The organism is Bacillus sp. FSL R5-0585 (genome assembly GCF_038004545.1).
Classification (GTDB): domain Bacteria; phylum Bacillota; class Bacilli; order Bacillales; family Bacillaceae_G; genus Bacillus_A; species Bacillus_A cereus.
The window spans coordinates 4605664-4622618 of record NZ_JBBORJ010000001.1; the positions used below are offsets into that span (position 1 = coordinate 4605664).

Below are 16955 nucleotides of genomic sequence, written 5' to 3' on the forward strand. Positions count from 1 at the left end.
TGATGTCTTTATGAGCCAGGTCCTTATTTTTTTATGGACCTGGCTCTTTTTATGGAAGATGCGCAAATTGGGAATACCGACAGTAGTGGATAAGGTTGTTCAACAAGCAATCAGTCAAGTGCTTGGTTCAATATTTGAAAAACAATTTAGCGAATCTAGTTACGGCTTTAGACAAGGGCTCTTTTATGTTTGTATTTCGGAACTTCATCATATTTCTTTAAATAATAAGCACGGTAAGTAGCTTCACGAAATTGTACAGAGTTGGCAGCTTCAACCATGTAATAACGAAGATACTGGTTTCCCGTTCGTGTCATGGGTGTTCGTTCCGATTCAAAGTTTCCAGATTGCGATTTTTTCTAGTAAAGACCGGTGTATTTGGCCAATTGTGCTTCGTTCTCAAAGCGTTCAATTTTTCCAACTTCCGCAATGATTCCCGCGGCGTATACGACTCCAATGCCTGGAACACTTGTTAAATATCTCGCTTCTGGAATGGCTTAGAATAAAGCAGTAATGCTTTTTTCTATCTCTTTGATTTGTTTTTTTAATGTTTGAATCAATTGTGCATAAGTGGCTAATACAACGTCCACAGAGTCTTGAACGACCTTACCTAGTCGGTAGGAGTCACGTATGGCTTTCTTGATGGTTTTCGCTAAATCTTCCGGGTCGCTAAAGCGTCCTTTCCCCTTTTTCTGAAGAAGAGTAGCGAGTGTTTCTAGATTCATTTCTGCGATTTCATCCAACGAAAGGGAATCTGAGAGTATTTCCATCATCGTCGCACCAAAAACAGAGGTATTTAACTCTTTCGATAACGTATTACATTTGTAGTAAAGGTTCTTCAGAAAGTGTTGCTTACATTCTGTTTGCTGGTGAACGAGTTGATATCTAGATCGTGTTAAACGTTGAAGGGCAACGTATTTTTCCTCCTTGATAAGAAACTTATTATACCGTCCGATTCGTAAAAAATCGGCAATACGGAAAGCATCTATTTTATCGGTCTTATCTTCTTCAAAGAGTTTTTTATACCGATGGATGGCTTTTGGATTTTGTACGACCACTTCCACGTCTAAAGCCCTCAAATCCTTATCTTCCGTTAGGAACATGGAAGGACGGAAACTATAGACGGAAGTAGATTCCATACCAATGACAATTTTTTTATAGTTGTACAACTGATGAAAATGGAGAACATCCTCCTTAATGGCGTTGGCACCATTCACATCGTTTGAAAGACAAATTTCTTTCAAAACAGTGTCATGACTGTCAAGAAAACATACATCAAGTTTTTCAGAGCTTACATCAATAGCTACGAATAATTTCAAAGAAAGGACCTCCTTTCTTTGAATAGTATTTGGAATGAGCTTGGATACTGTGGGATCTCCCTAGAGTCAAAAACATAGCCACAACCTCGCGTATGAGTATTCAATGATTGCCTTCATCTAAGCTGCCCCTCCCACCATTATGAGAGGTAAGTGAAGGAAACCGATACAGCTTGTGCGTATGCAGTGCATTTTGGTCTGGGTCACAGTCTTTTAACGTGGTCGAACTACAGGAGGAGTAAGCATATTCCCGATGGATCCATTTCTATACTTCCATTATCTGGGGAAATCCCCCAGTATCCAAGACTAAATTTTACCCATACATCATTTTTTTGATGTAGCTCTTGAAGATAAAAACTATTTAATTTTCAAGGAACAGTTATTAACTTAAAACTTATTATACGAGGAGGGTGTATCATGAAAAAAATATGCTTTGTATTAATTGTCGACGCTGGTATAAATTATGGTTCAATATTTTCTCTACCATTTTTAAGGAATCAGGATGATTTGAAGGAATATTTTTCTAAGTATTATGATGTTTCAATTAATTATATTAGGGATAAAAACTCAGTTGACTATTTGGTAGTTCCCAAACCGTGTCCAGCTTTTGATAATGAAAATAATCTTCCAATAATTGAAGTACCAGCAATCTTATTTATGGAAAAGAATTTTGAAAAAATAAAGACTTATATAGACAATTATTTTTCTAATAACTCATAAAGAAAATAAAAGTACAGTAAAAAGAAGTCCGATAAAAAACGAGTGGTGTAGAATATTTCTATTAATCATTCGTTTTTTATTATATTTACATATATTTTTAAAAAGAGGATTATAGACGTTCTGAAAAAAAATAATTATAACAAGAACAGTGTTCGTGCTACTATCTACGGTTATTTTTTGTACTAAGTACCCCTTTAACTAACAAGACAACAAAAAAATAATTAACATATTAAGGAAATTACGTTACAATAAATGTAAGAGATTTTTCTTTGAGTTTTAGCTCTGAATAATAAAGATAGTTAAATCACTAAATGGAGGAGCAGGTCAATTTTGTTCCTTGTATAGTAAATTGTTACCTATCTCTATTGCAGGTTGTATGGCAGGTAACAGTAGCAGTTGTAGCGAAATACAGCAGAGACAAAGGCTCTTTGGCAAACGGGACTGATGAATGTATTTGGCAAGTAAAAAATGGTTCTTTCCGGAGTTAGTTGAAAAGTCTCATTCTCTCCAAAAGTAGAATCTTTGTCCGCAATGTGGAGAATTTGCATCGACCATACATGATTCTTTTAATAAGCTTTAACTTGTTTATGCTCCCTTCGGTAAGACCATTATTATTCTCATAAGTTACCGCATTTCTGACAGCTTCAATATCCCGGGCTAATCCATTCGTAAAGCTCTTAAACTCTTGTATATTAGTATTCTTAATTTTCTTAATACAATGGTTGAGATTCTCAACACTCTTTGTGGTGAAGATGTTTTTAAACTCCCATGTTAAATCATAAACTATTTTTACAATAGGGTGTTCTTCGTAATTATTGTTGGTATTATAACGTATGTTCAAGCATATTATTTAACGTGGATGATTCCATAAAGAGAAAAAGAAATAACCTTTGCATTTTTCAGATTATCGTGTATGATGGGAAAGTATTGAAAATTAAATCAGTGATAAACTAGGGGTGCCTAACGTATGCGTAGGCTGAGAGAGAAGCGCGTGATCTTCTTAACCCTTTGGACCTGATCTGGCTCGTACCAGCGTAGGGAAGTTAACGGCTTTACATAATGATGTCTTTTATGAGCCAGGTCCTTATTTTTTTATGGACCTGGCTCTTTTTATTTTGGCATGCGCTGGCCATATCTCGTCCTTGTCACGAACAGGGGAGGCAACAAAGGTTATGAAACAGTCTGTTTCAGCTGAGCAAATTGAATTGAAATCGAGTTTACCAGGGAGTAAGAAAGTATATGTGGATGGACCACGCGCAGGCATGAAAGTGCCGATGCGTGAGATTGAACAAAGCGAAACGAACGGCATCCCAAATCCTCCAGTCCGTGTGTATGATACGAGCGGTCCTTATACGGATCCGGCGTATAAAGTGGAGCTGGAAAAGGGAATTCCAACGCCGCGTCATTCTTGGATCATGGAGCGCGGGGATGTAGAGGCATATGAAGGGCGCGAGGTGAAACCAGAGGATGATGGTGTGAAAGTGGCTTCGAAACATACACCTGTTTTCCCGCAAATGGATCGCCAGCCGCTTAGAGCGAAGCAAGGTGCAAATGTTACGCAAATGCATTATGCGCGTAATGGCATTATTACGTCTGAGATGGAATACGTTGCAATTCGTGAAGGAGTAGAGCCGGAGTTTGTTCGTAAGGAAATCGCAGAAGGCCGCGCTATTTTACCAGCGAATATTAATCATCCAGAAGCAGAACCGATGATTATCGGGCGTAATTTCCACGTGAAGGTAAATGCAAATATCGGAAACTCTGCTGTATCTTCTTCTATTGCAGAAGAAGTAGAGAAGATGACGTGGGCAACGCGCTGGGGTGCAGATACGATTATGGATTTATCTACAGGTAAAAACATTCATACGACGCGTGAGTGGATTATTCGTAATGCGCCTGTACCAGTTGGAACTGTACCGATCTATCAAGCGCTGGAAAAAGTAAACGGAATTGCAGAAGATTTAACATGGGAAGTGTACCGTGATACGTTAATTGAGCAAGCGGAGCAAGGCGTTGATTACTTTACGATTCACGCTGGTGTATTGCTTCGTTACATTCCAATTACTGCAAAGCGTACGACAGGTATCGTTTCGCGTGGTGGTTCGATTATGGCGCAGTGGTGTTTATTCCATCATAAAGAAAACTTCCTATATACTCATTTTGAAGAGATTTGTGAAATTATGAAGCAGTACGATGTTTCGTTCTCTCTTGGAGATGGATTACGTCCAGGATCGATTGCAGATGCAAATGACGAAGCACAGTTTTCTGAGCTTGAAACACTTGGTGAATTAACGAAAATTGCTTGGAAACATGATGTGCAAGTTATGATTGAAGGACCTGGACACGTACCGATGCACTTAATTAAAGAGAATATGGAGAAAGAGCTTGATATTTGTCAGGGCGCGCCGTTTTATACACTTGGGCCACTAACGACAGATATTGCACCAGGTTATGACCATATTACATCGGCAATTGGAGCTGCGATGATCGGTTGGTTTGGAACGGCGATGCTTTGTTATGTAACGCCGAAAGAACATTTAGGTTTGCCAAACAAAGATGATGTACGCACGGGTGTTATTACGTACAAAATTGCAGCGCATGCGGCTGATCTTGCGAAAGGACATAAAACGGCTCATCAGCGTGATGATGCACTTTCAAAAGCACGTTTCGAATTCCGTTGGCGCGATCAATTTAATTTATCTTTAGATCCTGAACGTGCGATGGAATATCACGATGAAACGTTGCCTGCAGAAGGGGCAAAGACAGCTCACTTCTGTTCAATGTGTGGACCGAAGTTTTGTAGTATGAGAATTTCACATGATATTCGTGAATATGCAAAAGAAAATGATTTAGAAACGACAGAAGCAATTGAAAAAGGAATGAAAGAGAAAGCAGAAGAATTTAAAGAAGCTGGTAGTCATTTATATCAATAACACGTTACACCTCTTTACTTGATTGATCACACTGTAGTACCTAACTTTATTATAGAAGAATCCCCATTTGCTAAGACGGTAGCAAATGGGGATTCTGTTGTTTATAAGGCAAAGAAGAGATGTACCCAGTAGAATAAGAGGAATAGTGTGACGACTGTTGTGAGCGGGATAACGATAAGGGATACACTTAAATAGTCTTTCCATTTTACTTTAATTTTGTTTTGTTTCAGAATATACATCCAAATGAGTGAAGCTAGTGTACCAATTGGTAGTAATAGTGAACCGATGTCACTACCAATGATGTTTGCAAGATAGATTGTTTTTAATGTGACTGGATCTAGTCCCATTTCTGTTAATGTGATTGTACCAATCATAAGGGCAGGATGGTTATTGAAGACGTTAGAGAGGATGGATACAAGTCCGCCCATTGCAAAGCTAGCATAGAGTAGATGCTGATTCACAATTGGCTCGAGCCATTGTACAAGTGCAGCTGTTAATCCTGCGTTGTGGAGTCCGTAAATAATGACGTACATAGAGAAGGCGAAAATTAAAATGTGCCACGGTGTCTTTTTCAAAATGTCGACAGGATTTGTTCGTAAGTAGTACCATCTCCAAATGAGAAGAACGAGTGAACCAAGTACTGCAACGATTTCAATTGGGATGGATAAGAAGGATGCAACGAATAGAAGACAGCGCATCAGGAAGACGAAACCTAATACTTTTAACATGAATCTTGTCCGTTTTTGTTTCGTATCAACAGAATTATTTCCTTTTAGTGGATGGAAGTTTTTCGTGAAGAAAATTTCTTCAATATCATATGAAGAAACAGGTAATTTTTTCGGAAGTTTTTTCTTCAAAACTGTATACATGAGCCATGACATAAATAATAAGCCTAATGTTGCAGGTACAAACATCATAGCAGTATGCATATAAAGAGTCATATTAACGATATTTAATGCAATTAAGTTTACGATATTACTTACACCAATTGGTGCACTAGATGCAGTAGCGATTAAAGCGCCACTTAATAAATAAGGAATTTGTTGATGTGGTTTTAATTGAAGGTTTTTTAGAAGAAGAATTAAAATGGGAGTTGTAATTAGAATACTACCGTCGTTATTAAATAAAAGAGTCATAAGAAAACATAATAATTGAATATACCAGTATAGACGGCGTCCAGAACCCTTTGCTAGATTTGCTAGTTTCGCTGCGGACCAATGGAAGAAGCCGAAGCTTTCTAATATAACTGCCATGACGATGGTCGCTAATATTGTTATGGAAGCACCGCCAATTTTACTTATAATATCCATGACGTCTGGTTTTGATACAAGTCCAGTAATTATGATGATACCAGCTCCGATTGCTGCTGGCCACGCCTCATTCAAACCTCGAGGCCGCCAAAAGATAACGATCATCGTTAAGAAGAATACAATAATAGTAATCCATATTTCAATGCTCATATTTTGCCTACCTTTCTATTTTCCCTTGAACAGATGTAGCTTGTCTCAAGTTTATATTGGTAGTATATTCAGCAAAAAATAAGAAGAACTAGACGTATAACGAGATGAAGCGAATATGTGTTTTTCAAGCTAAAGGACAAGTGTCACGAATAGTGAAATAACTATTATGAGAGGCTTCTATAAATTATTGGGGTAGTAAAATAGTAAATGAAATTTATATGGGCGATTATTGAGATATATCGGCGCAACTTAAAATATATCAGCGATTATGGAGATATATCGGCGCAACTCAAAATATATCAGCGATTTTTAAAATATATCGACTTATTGACAAAACATGACAAAAGGAGTCTATTCCAAAATGCCTTTTGGGACAGACTCCAAGATTATATTATTTTTCCTTCAAAAAAGTACGATCCTTCAAGAATAAATTCCAGAAGAAAATAAATCCTGGTAATAAAATTGCAATCCCAATTGCGTATAGAATGAGCAGTGCATAGAACGTTTCTGTCGTTGTGAAGCTTGTAAATACAGTTACGTCAGGATAAATAATATACGGTAAATGCGCGACGCCGTAAGCGTAGCTTGCAAATGCATATTGAGCGACGACAGCTAAAACGGCAATGCGAGGGTATCCTAGTGTATTGTATTTTTTGTTTGTCCACCAAAGGGACGAGTATCCGATAACGAATAAAACAATAGAAACTGTAAACCACGGGAATTGCTTTATTAATCCTTGCATAAGCCAATGTGTTTCTGGGTCCATTACAACGAGGGCGATGATTGCTGTAACGAGCGTTGCAGGACCAAGAATAATAGCATTTCTTCTATAAATTCTATACGTATCTTCTGAACTTTGTTCTCTCGCAAAATCAGCAAGAAAGAGAGAGGAGAGAAATAGTTCAGACGTTAGTCCGAAAAGCATATAACAGTAGATAACCGGGCTAGAAAGAAGTTTTCCATACAGGAGTACTTCTTTTCCTTCAGACATTGTAATATAGGCTCCCTCTGTAACGGGTAAAACGGTAATTAATAGTGCTGGAATTAAGAGACCAGTAATACCTGAAATAACCCGAAGAAGGTATTGATATTTTGGCAAGGAGTAAGCAAATACCATAAACGTACTACGTACTGCAACGAGCACTAAAATTAACATAACTGGTACGAACATTACTGTCGCAAGAGTAAAGGCCGCTTTCGGAAAGAAGCCGAGAAATGCGACAACGACGAAGACGAGAAACGTATTTGTTACCTCCCAAGTTGGTGATAAGTACCGATTCGCAAGTTTAGCAGCGAGCGTCGGATGTTTTGCGTATACCATGCCCCAAAAACCAGCTCCAAAATCAATGGACCCTAGTATACTGTATACGAAAATAAGGGCCCATAAGATGATGATTGCAATACTTTCCTCATGCATGAGAATCGCCTCCTTGATGTTGTAAATCATTCTTTAATGGATGTCTTCTAAAGAATGTCCGTAGAACAATGACTGTTAAAATAGCGAGTCCAATATATAAAATGATGAACAAAACAAATAAAGGACCGACGAAATCGGCGCGTGTAGATGCATCGACGGTACGTTGCATACCATAAATTGTCCATGGTTGACGACCGCTACAACTGAAAATCCATCCGAATTCAATACCGAGCATCATAATTGGTCCGCAAGCGGCAGCCCCCCAAAGTAGCCACTTCGGTAGTTCTGTTCCTTTTTTTCGGTAAACGAAGTACCAATATAAGAGCGCAATTGCTGCAACAGCGAAGGTAAACGCAGCAGTGCCGACCATTAAGTTGAATAGTGTATGTGTATAAAATGGTGGCCATGTTTCTTGTGGGAATTCGTTTAGTCCTTTTACGACAGTACTAGGGTCTAGTCCCACTAATAAGCTAAGCATGTTTGGAATTTCAAGTGCATAGTTTAGTTCAAGTGTATTAGGATCCACAACTCCGCCAATGGATAGCGGTGCGTGTGATGTCGTTTCAAATAAAGCTTCAGCAGATGCAAGTTTTTCAGGTGAGTGTTTATGTAAGGCGATCGCTGATTCATGTCCTGAAAGCCACATCGTAGCGCCTGTAATAAATGTAACGACAAGCCCTAATAGCAGCCCTTTTTTATGATAAGCAATTTCACGTGTACTTAAATTTTTCTTCAATAATTTAAATCCAGCGATAGAAGCAATGACGGCCGCACCAGTTGCATAAGCCGTAATAACGACATGGAATGCACTTGTACCAAAACTTGGATTAAAGAAAGCTTTCCAAGGATCAACGTTAAAAACAGATCCATCTGGATTCATTGAAAAGCCTGCTGGTGTATTCATCCATGTATTTGCTGATGTAATAAGCACGGCGGATGCCGTGGCACCAAGCATGACGAAAAATAGCGAGATTAATCTCATAAATGGAGGAAGTTTATCGGCTGCATATACGTAAATCGACATGAATAAAGCCTCCAAAAAGAAGGCGAAAATCTCAATTTGGAAGGGAACAGAAATAACTTGCCCAACAATTTTGGCGAAACCAGGCCAAAGAAGTGAGATTTGCACACCAACGATTGTTCCAGTTGGAATTGCTACACCGAGAAGAATAGCAAACGCCTTTGTCCATCTTTTCGCCATAATGGCATAGTCGGAGTCTTTCTTCCAGTGATAGAGTATTTCGCTTATAAAAATCATCAATGAAAGTCCGACCCCAAGTGTTGCAAAGATAATGTGGAATGCTAATGAAGAACCAAAAAATGCTCTTGCTAATGTTACCGTATCCATATGTAAACTCCTCTTCTTTTTTGCCATTATTTTCTGATTGAATTGGAAGATTTATTCAAAAAAACTACCAAAAATATATATGTATTTAAAAAGTGAATATGATAATATAATGTTTTAATATTTTGAATAGAAAGAAATAAATAGTTTCTCATGTTTTGTTTGTTTTTTTTACAGGAATCTTTTATAATCTTTTATGCGAACATAAGTTCTGTTTTTCGAAAAAAAGAAGTTTATGTGAAATGGAGAGGGTGTTTTATGTATCCTGAAGTCATTAAAAAGATGGCATTTTCAAAAGAGCATAGAGATTTATTATTGAAGCTATATAATAAAGAAATTACACGTCGTGAATATGATCGACTTGTACAATCGCTATATAAACCTTCTAAAGAGGTTTGCGAGGGATAGAAATGGGGGGAGACAATCTAATAGATTGTCTTTTTTAAATTTATGTATGTTCTGATAAAATTAAGGTTAGCCTTACTAGGGAGGTGAAAAGATTGCGGAAACGTTTATATATAGGGATTGGAGTTATCTTCTTAATCGCTTTAGGTGGAATTGTATTTTGGTCAGCTTTACAAGGAAACCGTACAGAAAATTTTATTTTAAGACATATGGTGAATGACAATGGAACACTTGCCACGTATCGTTTAGTAGATACTAAGGCAGGTACGGGTGAAGCTAAGGGACGTGAAGCTTTATCAGAATCGGCGGGATTATGGTTACAGTATACACTTGATAAAGATGATCAGGCGTTATTTGATGAGCAAGTAAAGGTTATTCAAGATAATTTCGTATATAAGAATCATATCGTTTTATGGAAACTCTCTGAAAAGGGAGAGAGGCAGTCAGCTACAAATGCACTTATAGATGATCTTCGTATTATAGAACAATTATATCGTGCTTATGAAATGTATAAGGAAGAGCGTTATAAAAACCTTGCCGATCAATTAAGTGATGCTGTACTTCGTTATAATAAAAAAGATAATTATTATGTTGATTATTATGATGCAGATGCAGGGAAACAAAATAATTTTGTAACAACATCATACATAAATCCACGTGCATTCTCCTATATGAAGAAGTACGGCAAAGTTTCTGCTCAGCAATATCAGGAAGTCGTTCAATTTTTAGCAGATTATCCAAGGCATGGCTGGGCATTCCCAAAAGAGTATAAAGAAGATGGTACATTTACGTACGATAAAGAAGTGAATCTTATTGACCAATCATACATTGCATATCATCGAAGTTTAGGTGGTCTTTCATCAGCTGCTTATTTGGAATTTATAAAGAAGAAGTTCCAGGAGGATGGAAAGCTATACGGTCGTTACAATTTAGAAACGGGAAAACAAACTGTGAATTATGAATCGCCGGCCGCGTATGGACTAACGATTTTGTACGTACTACAAACAGGTGATACAAAGTTTGCGAAGGAATTGTATGATCATATGGCCACATTCCGAAATGACAACGTATTTAGTAGATATTACGGTGGATATGTAACAGGTGAAAATAATAATACGCATATTTTTGATAACGTACTACCACTTTTAGCTGAAATGGAATTAAAAAAGAGCGAACAATAAAAGGTGCCACCATATGAGGGTGGCACCTTTTATTTGTTCATATAATTTTACGTCCTAATATTAGAGAAGTAGTCAATCACGAATTCACGGAATTGCTGAGCTGTTTTTGATAAGTAGCGTTTTTTTGACCAACTTAATCCGATGGTTCGCTGACAAGTGGGTTCAATAATACGCAACTTGCTCGATGCTAAAGTAGAGTTTTTTAATAAAGTTAAACTTGGAACAAAAGCGATGCCGAGACCTTGCTTAATGAGGTCACTAATTACGGTCGGTTCATCGACTTCAAAAGCAATATGCGGAGTGAAACCAGCTTCTTTGCAAAATCCATCCGTTAAGTGCCGAAATCCATAGCCAGTGTTCATACTAATAAACGGTTCGTCTTTTACTTCATGCAGATGGATATTTTCTCGGCCTGATAAACGATGGCCTGAAGGGAAGACTAAGAAAATTTCTTCTGTAATAAGCGGTTCCCAAACAATTTCTTCCCCTTCAATTGGCACAGAGGAGATACAAAAGTCAATTTCTATATTATCTAGTTGTCGTTTCATAGAAGGAGTGGATGCAAGAAATTGTTGGAACCTAACGTTAGGATGTTCTAGTAAAAAAGAGCCAAGTAGTTCTGGTAATATTCTCGGAATAGAAACGGCCAGTGTAATAGAGCTTTGTTGTAATTCGGCTAAATCTTTAATTTCTCGTTCCCCTTCGCTTAATTCATGAAAAATACGCTCTACTCGTTTTAAAAATACTTTTCCGAAAGAATTTAAAGTAATCTGTCGGCCTTGTCGATCAAATAAAGGGACGCCTAAATCCTTTTCGAGTCTAGCTATTGTTTTGCTGAGTGAAGGTTGTGCGATATGCAATTCTTCAGCTGCCTTTGTCATATGTTCTAGTCGTGCAACTGTCTGAAAGTATTTTAACTGGAGCAGTTCCATTTCGAGTCTCCTTTCTATAGACCAAAAGGAATGAATTGATAATTAAAGATGTATTATACAGTATGGAAAGTGACGTGTATAGTAAATCTGTTAAACTATTCTAATGGTGTTAAATTCGGAGAAGGAGTATGTTTCATGAAGGGAATTCAACTTGTATTTAAAGATTGGAAAGCGATGTGGCACCATAAACATGGACGTATCGCTTTAATTTTTTTATTAATCGTTCCGTTAATTTATTCAGGATTCTTTTTAGCTGGATATTGGGATCCGTACGGAAAATTAGATAAATTACCTGTTGCGGTTGTGAATTTAGATAAGGGTGCTGTGATGGATGAAAAAACAATTCATGCAGGAGACGATTTTGTTAAAAATTTAAAAGAGAATAAGGAACTGGCTTTTCATTTCGTATCAGAAAAAAATGCTGATGAAGGGTTAAAAGAAGATAAGTACTATATGGTTGTTACGATTCCAGAAAATTTCTCTAAAAAGGTAAGTACACTTATGGATGAGAAACCAGAGCCGGCAACGTTGCAGTACAAAGTAAATCCAGGTAAAAACTTTGTAGCGGCTCAAATTGGAACGACAGCTGTTGAAAATATGAAAACAAAAATCTCAAACAGTATTACGAAATCTTATACAGAAGGTGTCTTTTCAAAGTTTCAAGATTTGGCACAAGGGTTGAGTGATGCAAGTAATGGTGCTGGGAAGTTACATGAAGGAACGACCGATGCAAGAAATGGAGCGAATCAGCTTGCGGATGGTATTGATCGTTTAAGTGATGGGACATCGAAATTGAAAGAAGGAAGTGAAAAGCTTGCATCCAGTCAATCTGCTTTAACCGGGGGAGCAAATGAGCTGAGTCAAGGAGCGACATCACTTCATAGTGGTATGGAGTTATTAGCACAAGGTGAAAAAACGTTACAATCAGGAGTTAGTGAATTAAGTGCTGGTACAAATGAATGGGTGAGCGGAAGTGAGAAGCTTGCTGAAGGGCAAGTAAAAGCGGATGGGGCGGCTAATAGTGTGAAAGAACAATTAGAAGAGTACGTGAAAAATCATCCAGAAGTGCAGCAAGATCCCGCTTTTCAAAAAATTGTTGCTACGTCTAATGGACTAGCTAAAGCAACAAGTACTTTAAATAATAGCCAACAACAATTGACACAAGGTGCGAAGAAGCTAACTGATGGTCAACATAAGATTGAAGAAGGCATGAATACATTCGGAGTTAAGTTAAATGAAGCTACTGCTGGAACGAAAAAGATAGCAGATGGTGCATCGAATTTGGCTGATGGATTTACGAAGTGGGGAAATGGATTTACATCATTGCAAGAAGGTGTAAACCAGCTTGCGAGTGGTGGAACGGAGCTGAATAACGGTGCTAGTAAATTAACAAATGGACTTGTTAAACTGGATGATGGTGCGAAAGAACTTTCTGCGAAATTGGGAGAGGGTGCAGAGAAGATAGCGAATGTTCGTAATGATGATGCACGTAATACGATGTTCTCAGAGCCAGTTCAGTTAGTGAAGTCAACAGTTTCTGAAGTTCCTAACTACGGTTCAGGCATTGCACCATATTTCTTATCACTTGCATTTTATGTTGGCGGAATTATGGCATCGAATATTTTACCGCTTGGTCGTAGACAAAATATGAAGGTAAGTGGAACGGTACATTTTATTAATAAACTAGGATTGGTATATTTAATTGGACTTATTCAAGCGCTACTCGTAGATGTAGTTGTGCTAGGTGTTATGAAATTAGAAGTCGCAAGTGTGCCACTCTTTGTTTTATCAAGTATTGTTATTTCCTTTACGTTCATGACATTTATTCTTATGCTAGTAACAGTATTTGGTCTTGTTGGAAAGTTCTTAGCGGTAACGCTTCTTGTCCTGCAATTAGCGACGAGCGGAGGTACTTTCCCAGGAGAATTAAATATAGCTGTTCTTAGTAAAATTGGACAGTTTCTCCCAATGTCTCATTCTCTTAGAGGATTACAAGATGTTATCTCTTTAGGAGATTGGTCGCAATTACAAATGCAAATTTTAATATTGTTATGTTATCTCGTTGTTGCCGGTGGAATTGCTTGGATCACGAGCCATATACAGCATAGAGAAACGAATGTAGAACAAGTTTCTTAAAATGAAAGAAGCTATCCAATTTTTTCGGATAGCTTCTTTTTTATTTACGTTCCATTACTGCAAAGTAATTATTTTCATTATCAGCAAAGTTGAATGCTCTACCAGTAGGTAAATCTACAACCTGTCCAACTGTGACATTTTTCTCAGAAAGATCTTTATATAGACGGTCTAAGTCATTTGAGAAGAACATAAGTGAAGGCGTATTAAGGTTTAGTTCAGGTTGCATCTTCGCGATTAACGCTTTATCGTGAAGGACGATGCTTGTTCCTGCTTCTTTCGCCGGTGCAATTTCAATCCAGCGGAATCCGTTGCCGTTATTTTTTTCCGCAATGATTTGGAACCCTACTTTTTCTGTCCAAAATTGTACTGTTTCGTCTTGGTTATTTACATATAGCATAATTTGTCCAACTTGATTAATCATAGGTGTCTCTCGCTTTCTTTTTATATGCGTATCATTATATCAAATATATGGCTTGAATAGTTTTTTATGATTTTTTCGGAATACAACCTTCGTCCATTTCATCTTTGTTGTAGGAGAAGGCCCTGTAATCCAAGTGTGAAATGGTATTGTGCTACAAATGACCATTGTTGAAATAGAGATAATAGCCGTTAACACAAATAGTAATAGGCTATATAATATAGTATTTTCTTGCAGTGTGAATAAAGAAAGAAACTTTGTGCATAGTTGCAAGAAGAATAAGTGAGCTAAATAAGCATCATACGTGTAATTTCCAATGAAACGTAACGTTTTATATAAGAAACCACGACGCTGTACTATCATAATAGATAACACATACAGTATGATAATTTCGCATACGATATATAAAAACATAGATGGTTTTAAATAGGTAGAAACAGTTAAATGAATAGAGTTTGCTCCGTGAAAACTAAACAACTCATAGTTGATGAATAAAAATAAGATGAAAAATAATATTGTTATAAGCGGGATATGTTTCATGACGAATAGACGCCAAGTTTTTAGTGCTACAGCGGCAATGCCACCCATAACGAAATAGAATGAGTAGAATAGAAATGATCGATCTGTATAATGTAAAATTGTTGAACTTGTTAATTTTTCTCCATTAAAAATATAGTGAGAAGAGAACCACATTAATAGAAAATATAGGCACGCGAAAAAGGTCATATATTTATATATGTCTTTTTTATTTTCTGTTCGTTTTTGAAACCAATAAAAAAGTGTGCATAGTAAAGGGAACAATAAGTGAATTTGGAACATCATAATAACGTACCAAAGATGGGGCGCGGCTGTTCCGAGTAATAAACTTTTTATTCCACTTTGTAATGTAATAAGATCGTTTGTTGTTAATAGGTAAAGAATAGACCAAAAGAAATAAGGAATGAGTAAGTGTGTCGCTTTTTCAGAAATATATTCTTTATATACTAATTGCTTCGTATAGTGCCGAATTAAGTGAAATCCAACGATAAATATGAATGCTGGTGCTGAGAATTTTGCAAGGTTGAATAGCATGCCCATAATGAGGGATTGCTCAAGTAAGACATTTCCTTGATTCATTGTATATAATAAGGAACTTTGCAAAACAACAGCGAGAAATGCAATGCTTTGCAAAACTTTAAATTCTGGTGCGCTTTGAGTCATTATTTCCATCTCCTTTTCCATACATGATTATAGTACGGAGAATGGATAATGGATGTGGAATATTTGTGAAGATTGTAACAAATTTGTGGCGAGAGGAGATATCAACTTATTAACAAATAACGACAGAAAGAGGATGCTCGTTTAGAGCATCCTCTTTCTATCTATTAAGCAAATTTGTTTTTGATCCAATTCTTACCTTCTACAAGGCGAGCTGTCATTACCGCACAAGCGTTATCTGCTGTTACGTTTAACATCGTTGCAGGTGGATCAATGATTGTACTAATTGCTGCAATAATTGGCAATGCTTCTGGCGGGAAACCGTATAGAGATACGATTAACATTTCACCAATCATACCACCGCCTGGAATAGCACCCATTACTGTTCCTACTAATAAAGAAACAACAAGTGCGATTGCTAATGTTTTCGGTCCTTCGAATTCCATGTTGAAAATACCGAATAAGAAAGCAATTTTTAATACGCCGCCTAAAACAGATCCATCTTTATGAAGTGTAGATCCAAGAAGGACAACTGTTTCACGAACGTCTGAAGAAATACCCATTTTCTTCGTTGCTTCTAAGTTCGCTGGAATACTTGCGGCACTACTACAAGTTGCAAGTGATGTAACTGTAGGAGAGACCATGTTCTTCCAAAATACTTGTACACCTTGTTTGCGACCTGCAAGGTATGCATAGAACGTGAAGAATACAAAGAAGTAGATAAGAGAAGCTGGATAGTATACCATTGCTGCTCGGAAGTAAGTTCCAAGAAGTTGTGGTCCGAATTCACCAACTAATGCTGCGAAGTAAGCAGCAAGTCCGATTGGAGCGTAGTACATAATGAAAGATACAACTTTCATTGAAATCTCTGCACCAGCTTGTAGGAATGTAGCGAATGGCTTTCCTTTTTCGCCAACTGCTGAAGTTGCAATCCCCATTAAGATAGAGAAGAAAATAAGAGCTAACATATTTTCACGAGATAGTAACTTCGAGAAGTCAGATACTGTTAAAATACCGACGATTTGATCTGCAACACTAACAGCTTTGCCGGCTTTGTCAGGTTGTGTTAGTTCTAGTACAACACCTTGTGCTGGCGGGAATATTTTCACAACAATAATCATAAAAATAGCAGCTAAAATACTTGTAAATAAGAAAGTCCCAGCCATACTAGACATAATTTTACCGAAACGTTTTAATCCATCCATATTAGCAATAGACGATGCGATGCTAAAGAACACTAGAGGTACAACAATCGTAAACATTAAGTTTAAGAAAATGTCACCAAGCGGCTTTAAAGCAACTGCATCGGCACCCATGAAATAACCAATGAAACCACCAATTAGGATAGAAGATAATAAAATAAGTGGAAAGCGATATGCCTTCATAAATATATCCTCCTATCAATTAAAAAAAGTCATACTGAATCATTATAGCGAGTTAGAGTTCTCTTTACTAGGAGAATACGGATAAATGGAATAGCGCGAAAACCAAGAAATTT

Annotated in this window: 15 protein-coding genes, 2 pseudogenes and 1 riboswitch; of the genes and pseudogenes, 7 read left to right on the forward strand and 10 right to left on the reverse strand. The window is 37.2% G+C overall.

Annotated features, from left to right (window positions below; genetic code table 11):
* Nucleotides 1-58 precede the first annotated feature (58 nt).
* The gene (locus MKY38_RS29390; RefSeq protein WP_445286088.1) at nucleotides 59-241 is read left to right on the forward strand and encodes a hypothetical protein; all 183 of its coding nucleotides are present in this window, start codon (nucleotides 59-61) and stop codon (nucleotides 239-241) included.
* On the opposite strand, the pseudogene MKY38_RS29395 reads toward MKY38_RS29390, so the two are convergent.
* A pseudogene (locus MKY38_RS29395) lies at nucleotides 168-491 on the reverse strand (transposase). The gene MKY38_RS29390 and the pseudogene MKY38_RS29395 overlap by 74 nt on opposite strands.
* A 3-nt stretch (nucleotides 492-494) precedes the next feature.
* Entirely contained in the window at nucleotides 495-1316 is an 822-nt protein-coding gene (locus MKY38_RS23695) for an IS110 family transposase (protein WP_438284835.1), read from the reverse strand.
* A gap of 414 nt (nucleotides 1317-1730) precedes the next feature.
* Between MKY38_RS23695 and MKY38_RS23700 the strand changes: the two genes are divergently transcribed.
* On the forward strand, nucleotides 1731-2033 hold the full coding sequence (locus MKY38_RS23700; protein ID WP_000717611.1) for a hypothetical protein: 303 nt from the start codon (nucleotides 1731-1733) through the stop codon (nucleotides 2031-2033).
* Between the two features lie 484 nt (nucleotides 2034-2517).
* Here MKY38_RS23700 and MKY38_RS29400 read toward each other — a convergent pair whose 3' ends face one another.
* Nucleotides 2518-2829: a transposase gene (locus MKY38_RS29400; protein WP_445286087.1), complete on the reverse strand. Its 312-nt coding sequence runs from the start codon at nucleotides 2827-2829 to the stop codon at nucleotides 2518-2520.
* A gap of 3 nt (nucleotides 2830-2832) precedes the next feature.
* Here MKY38_RS29400 and MKY38_RS29405 point away from each other — a divergent pair.
* A pseudogene (locus MKY38_RS29405) lies at nucleotides 2833-2904 on the forward strand (L-lactate permease); the annotation flags it as partial.
* 71 nt (nucleotides 2905-2975) lie between these two features.
* Nucleotides 2976-3091, forward strand: a riboswitch (TPP riboswitch).
* 114 nt (nucleotides 3092-3205) lie between these two features.
* Nucleotides 3206-4966 (forward strand): phosphomethylpyrimidine synthase ThiC, encoded by a 1761-nt coding sequence (gene thiC, locus MKY38_RS23705; RefSeq protein ID WP_000814450.1) that lies wholly within the window; start codon nucleotides 3206-3208, stop codon nucleotides 4964-4966.
* Between the two features lie 101 nt (nucleotides 4967-5067).
* Here the strand turns inward: thiC and MKY38_RS23710 are convergent, their stop codons facing one another.
* The 3 genes from MKY38_RS23710 to cydA all read right to left on the reverse strand — a co-directional run bounded on the left by MKY38_RS23710 (nucleotide 5068) and on the right by cydA (nucleotide 9191).
* On the reverse strand, nucleotides 5068-6426 hold the full coding sequence (locus tag MKY38_RS23710) for an arsenic transporter (RefSeq protein ID WP_000021123.1): 1359 nt from the start codon (nucleotides 6424-6426) through the stop codon (nucleotides 5068-5070).
* Nucleotides 6427-6817: 391 nt separating this feature from the next.
* The gene (locus MKY38_RS23715; RefSeq protein ID WP_000544187.1) at nucleotides 6818-7843 is read right to left on the reverse strand and encodes a cytochrome d ubiquinol oxidase subunit II; all 1026 of its coding nucleotides are present in this window, start codon (nucleotides 7841-7843) and stop codon (nucleotides 6818-6820) included.
* On the reverse strand, nucleotides 7836-9191 hold the full coding sequence (gene cydA, locus MKY38_RS23720) for a cytochrome ubiquinol oxidase subunit I (protein ID WP_000381985.1): 1356 nt from the start codon (nucleotides 9189-9191) through the stop codon (nucleotides 7836-7838). The genes MKY38_RS23715 and cydA overlap by 8 nt, the downstream gene beginning before the upstream one ends.
* A gap of 255 nt (nucleotides 9192-9446) precedes the next feature.
* Between cydA and MKY38_RS23725 the strand changes: the two genes are divergently transcribed.
* Together MKY38_RS23725 and MKY38_RS23730 are read left to right on the forward strand one after the other, a co-directional pair.
* Complete coding sequence (locus MKY38_RS23725; RefSeq protein ID WP_000283179.1) at nucleotides 9447-9596, forward strand: hypothetical protein; 150 nt, start codon at nucleotides 9447-9449, stop codon at nucleotides 9594-9596.
* Nucleotides 9597-9688: 92 nt separating this feature from the next.
* Nucleotides 9689-10774, forward strand: a complete 1086-nt coding sequence (locus MKY38_RS23730) for a transcriptional regulator (protein WP_065224420.1) — start codon at nucleotides 9689-9691, stop codon at nucleotides 10772-10774.
* A gap of 47 nt (nucleotides 10775-10821) precedes the next feature.
* Here MKY38_RS23730 and MKY38_RS23735 read toward each other — a convergent pair whose 3' ends face one another.
* Entirely contained in the window at nucleotides 10822-11706 is an 885-nt protein-coding gene (locus MKY38_RS23735) for a LysR substrate-binding domain-containing protein (RefSeq protein ID WP_114555844.1), read from the reverse strand.
* A gap of 135 nt (nucleotides 11707-11841) precedes the next feature.
* Between MKY38_RS23735 and MKY38_RS23740 the strand changes: the two genes are divergently transcribed.
* Complete coding sequence (locus MKY38_RS23740) at nucleotides 11842-13842, forward strand: YhgE/Pip family protein (RefSeq protein WP_114555845.1); 2001 nt, start codon at nucleotides 11842-11844, stop codon at nucleotides 13840-13842.
* A gap of 40 nt (nucleotides 13843-13882) precedes the next feature.
* Here MKY38_RS23740 and MKY38_RS23745 read toward each other — a convergent pair whose 3' ends face one another.
* The 3 genes from MKY38_RS23745 to MKY38_RS23755 form a co-directional block, all read right to left on the reverse strand.
* Nucleotides 13883-14263 (reverse strand): VOC family protein, encoded by a 381-nt coding sequence (locus MKY38_RS23745; protein ID WP_078439020.1) that lies wholly within the window; start codon nucleotides 14261-14263, stop codon nucleotides 13883-13885.
* A 39-nt stretch (nucleotides 14264-14302) separates the two neighbouring features.
* Nucleotides 14303-15460, reverse strand: a complete 1158-nt coding sequence (locus MKY38_RS23750; RefSeq protein ID WP_341049895.1) for an acyltransferase — start codon at nucleotides 15458-15460, stop codon at nucleotides 14303-14305.
* A 164-nt stretch (nucleotides 15461-15624) separates the two neighbouring features.
* The gene (locus tag MKY38_RS23755; protein WP_000649362.1) at nucleotides 15625-16842 is read right to left on the reverse strand and encodes a dicarboxylate/amino acid:cation symporter; all 1218 of its coding nucleotides are present in this window, start codon (nucleotides 16840-16842) and stop codon (nucleotides 15625-15627) included.
* Nucleotides 16843-16955: the final 113 nt, after the last annotated feature.

Excerpts from the sequence above, each read along its gene's own strand:
- MKY38_RS29390 (WP_445286088.1), top strand. The coding sequence starts at position 59 with ATGCGCAAATTGGGAATACCGACAGTAGTGGATAAGGTTGTTCAACAA.
- MKY38_RS23700 (WP_000717611.1), top strand. The coding sequence starts at position 1,731 with ATGAAAAAAATATGCTTTGTATTAATTGTCGACGCTGGTATAAATTAT.
- thiC (WP_000814450.1), top strand. The coding sequence starts at position 3,206 with ATGAAACAGTCTGTTTCAGCTGAGCAAATTGAATTGAAATCGAGTTTA.
- MKY38_RS23710 (WP_000021123.1), bottom strand. The coding sequence starts at position 6,426 with ATGAGCATTGAAATATGGATTACTATTATTGTATTCTTCTTAACGATG.
- MKY38_RS23715 (WP_000544187.1), bottom strand. The coding sequence starts at position 7,843 with ATGCATGAGGAAAGTATTGCAATCATCATCTTATGGGCCCTTATTTTC.
- cydA (WP_000381985.1), bottom strand. The coding sequence starts at position 9,191 with ATGGATACGGTAACATTAGCAAGAGCATTTTTTGGTTCTTCATTAGCA.
- MKY38_RS23725 (WP_000283179.1), top strand. The coding sequence starts at position 9,447 with ATGTATCCTGAAGTCATTAAAAAGATGGCATTTTCAAAAGAGCATAGA.
- MKY38_RS23735 (WP_114555844.1), bottom strand. The coding sequence starts at position 11,706 with ATGGAACTGCTCCAGTTAAAATACTTTCAGACAGTTGCACGACTAGAA.
- MKY38_RS23740 (WP_114555845.1), top strand. The coding sequence starts at position 11,842 with ATGAAGGGAATTCAACTTGTATTTAAAGATTGGAAAGCGATGTGGCAC.
- MKY38_RS23745 (WP_078439020.1), bottom strand. The coding sequence starts at position 14,263 with ATGATTAATCAAGTTGGACAAATTATGCTATATGTAAATAACCAAGAC.
- MKY38_RS23750 (WP_341049895.1), bottom strand. The coding sequence starts at position 15,460 with ATGACTCAAAGCGCACCAGAATTTAAAGTTTTGCAAAGCATTGCATTT.
- MKY38_RS23755 (WP_000649362.1), bottom strand. The coding sequence starts at position 16,842 with ATGAAGGCATATCGCTTTCCACTTATTTTATTATCTTCTATCCTAATT.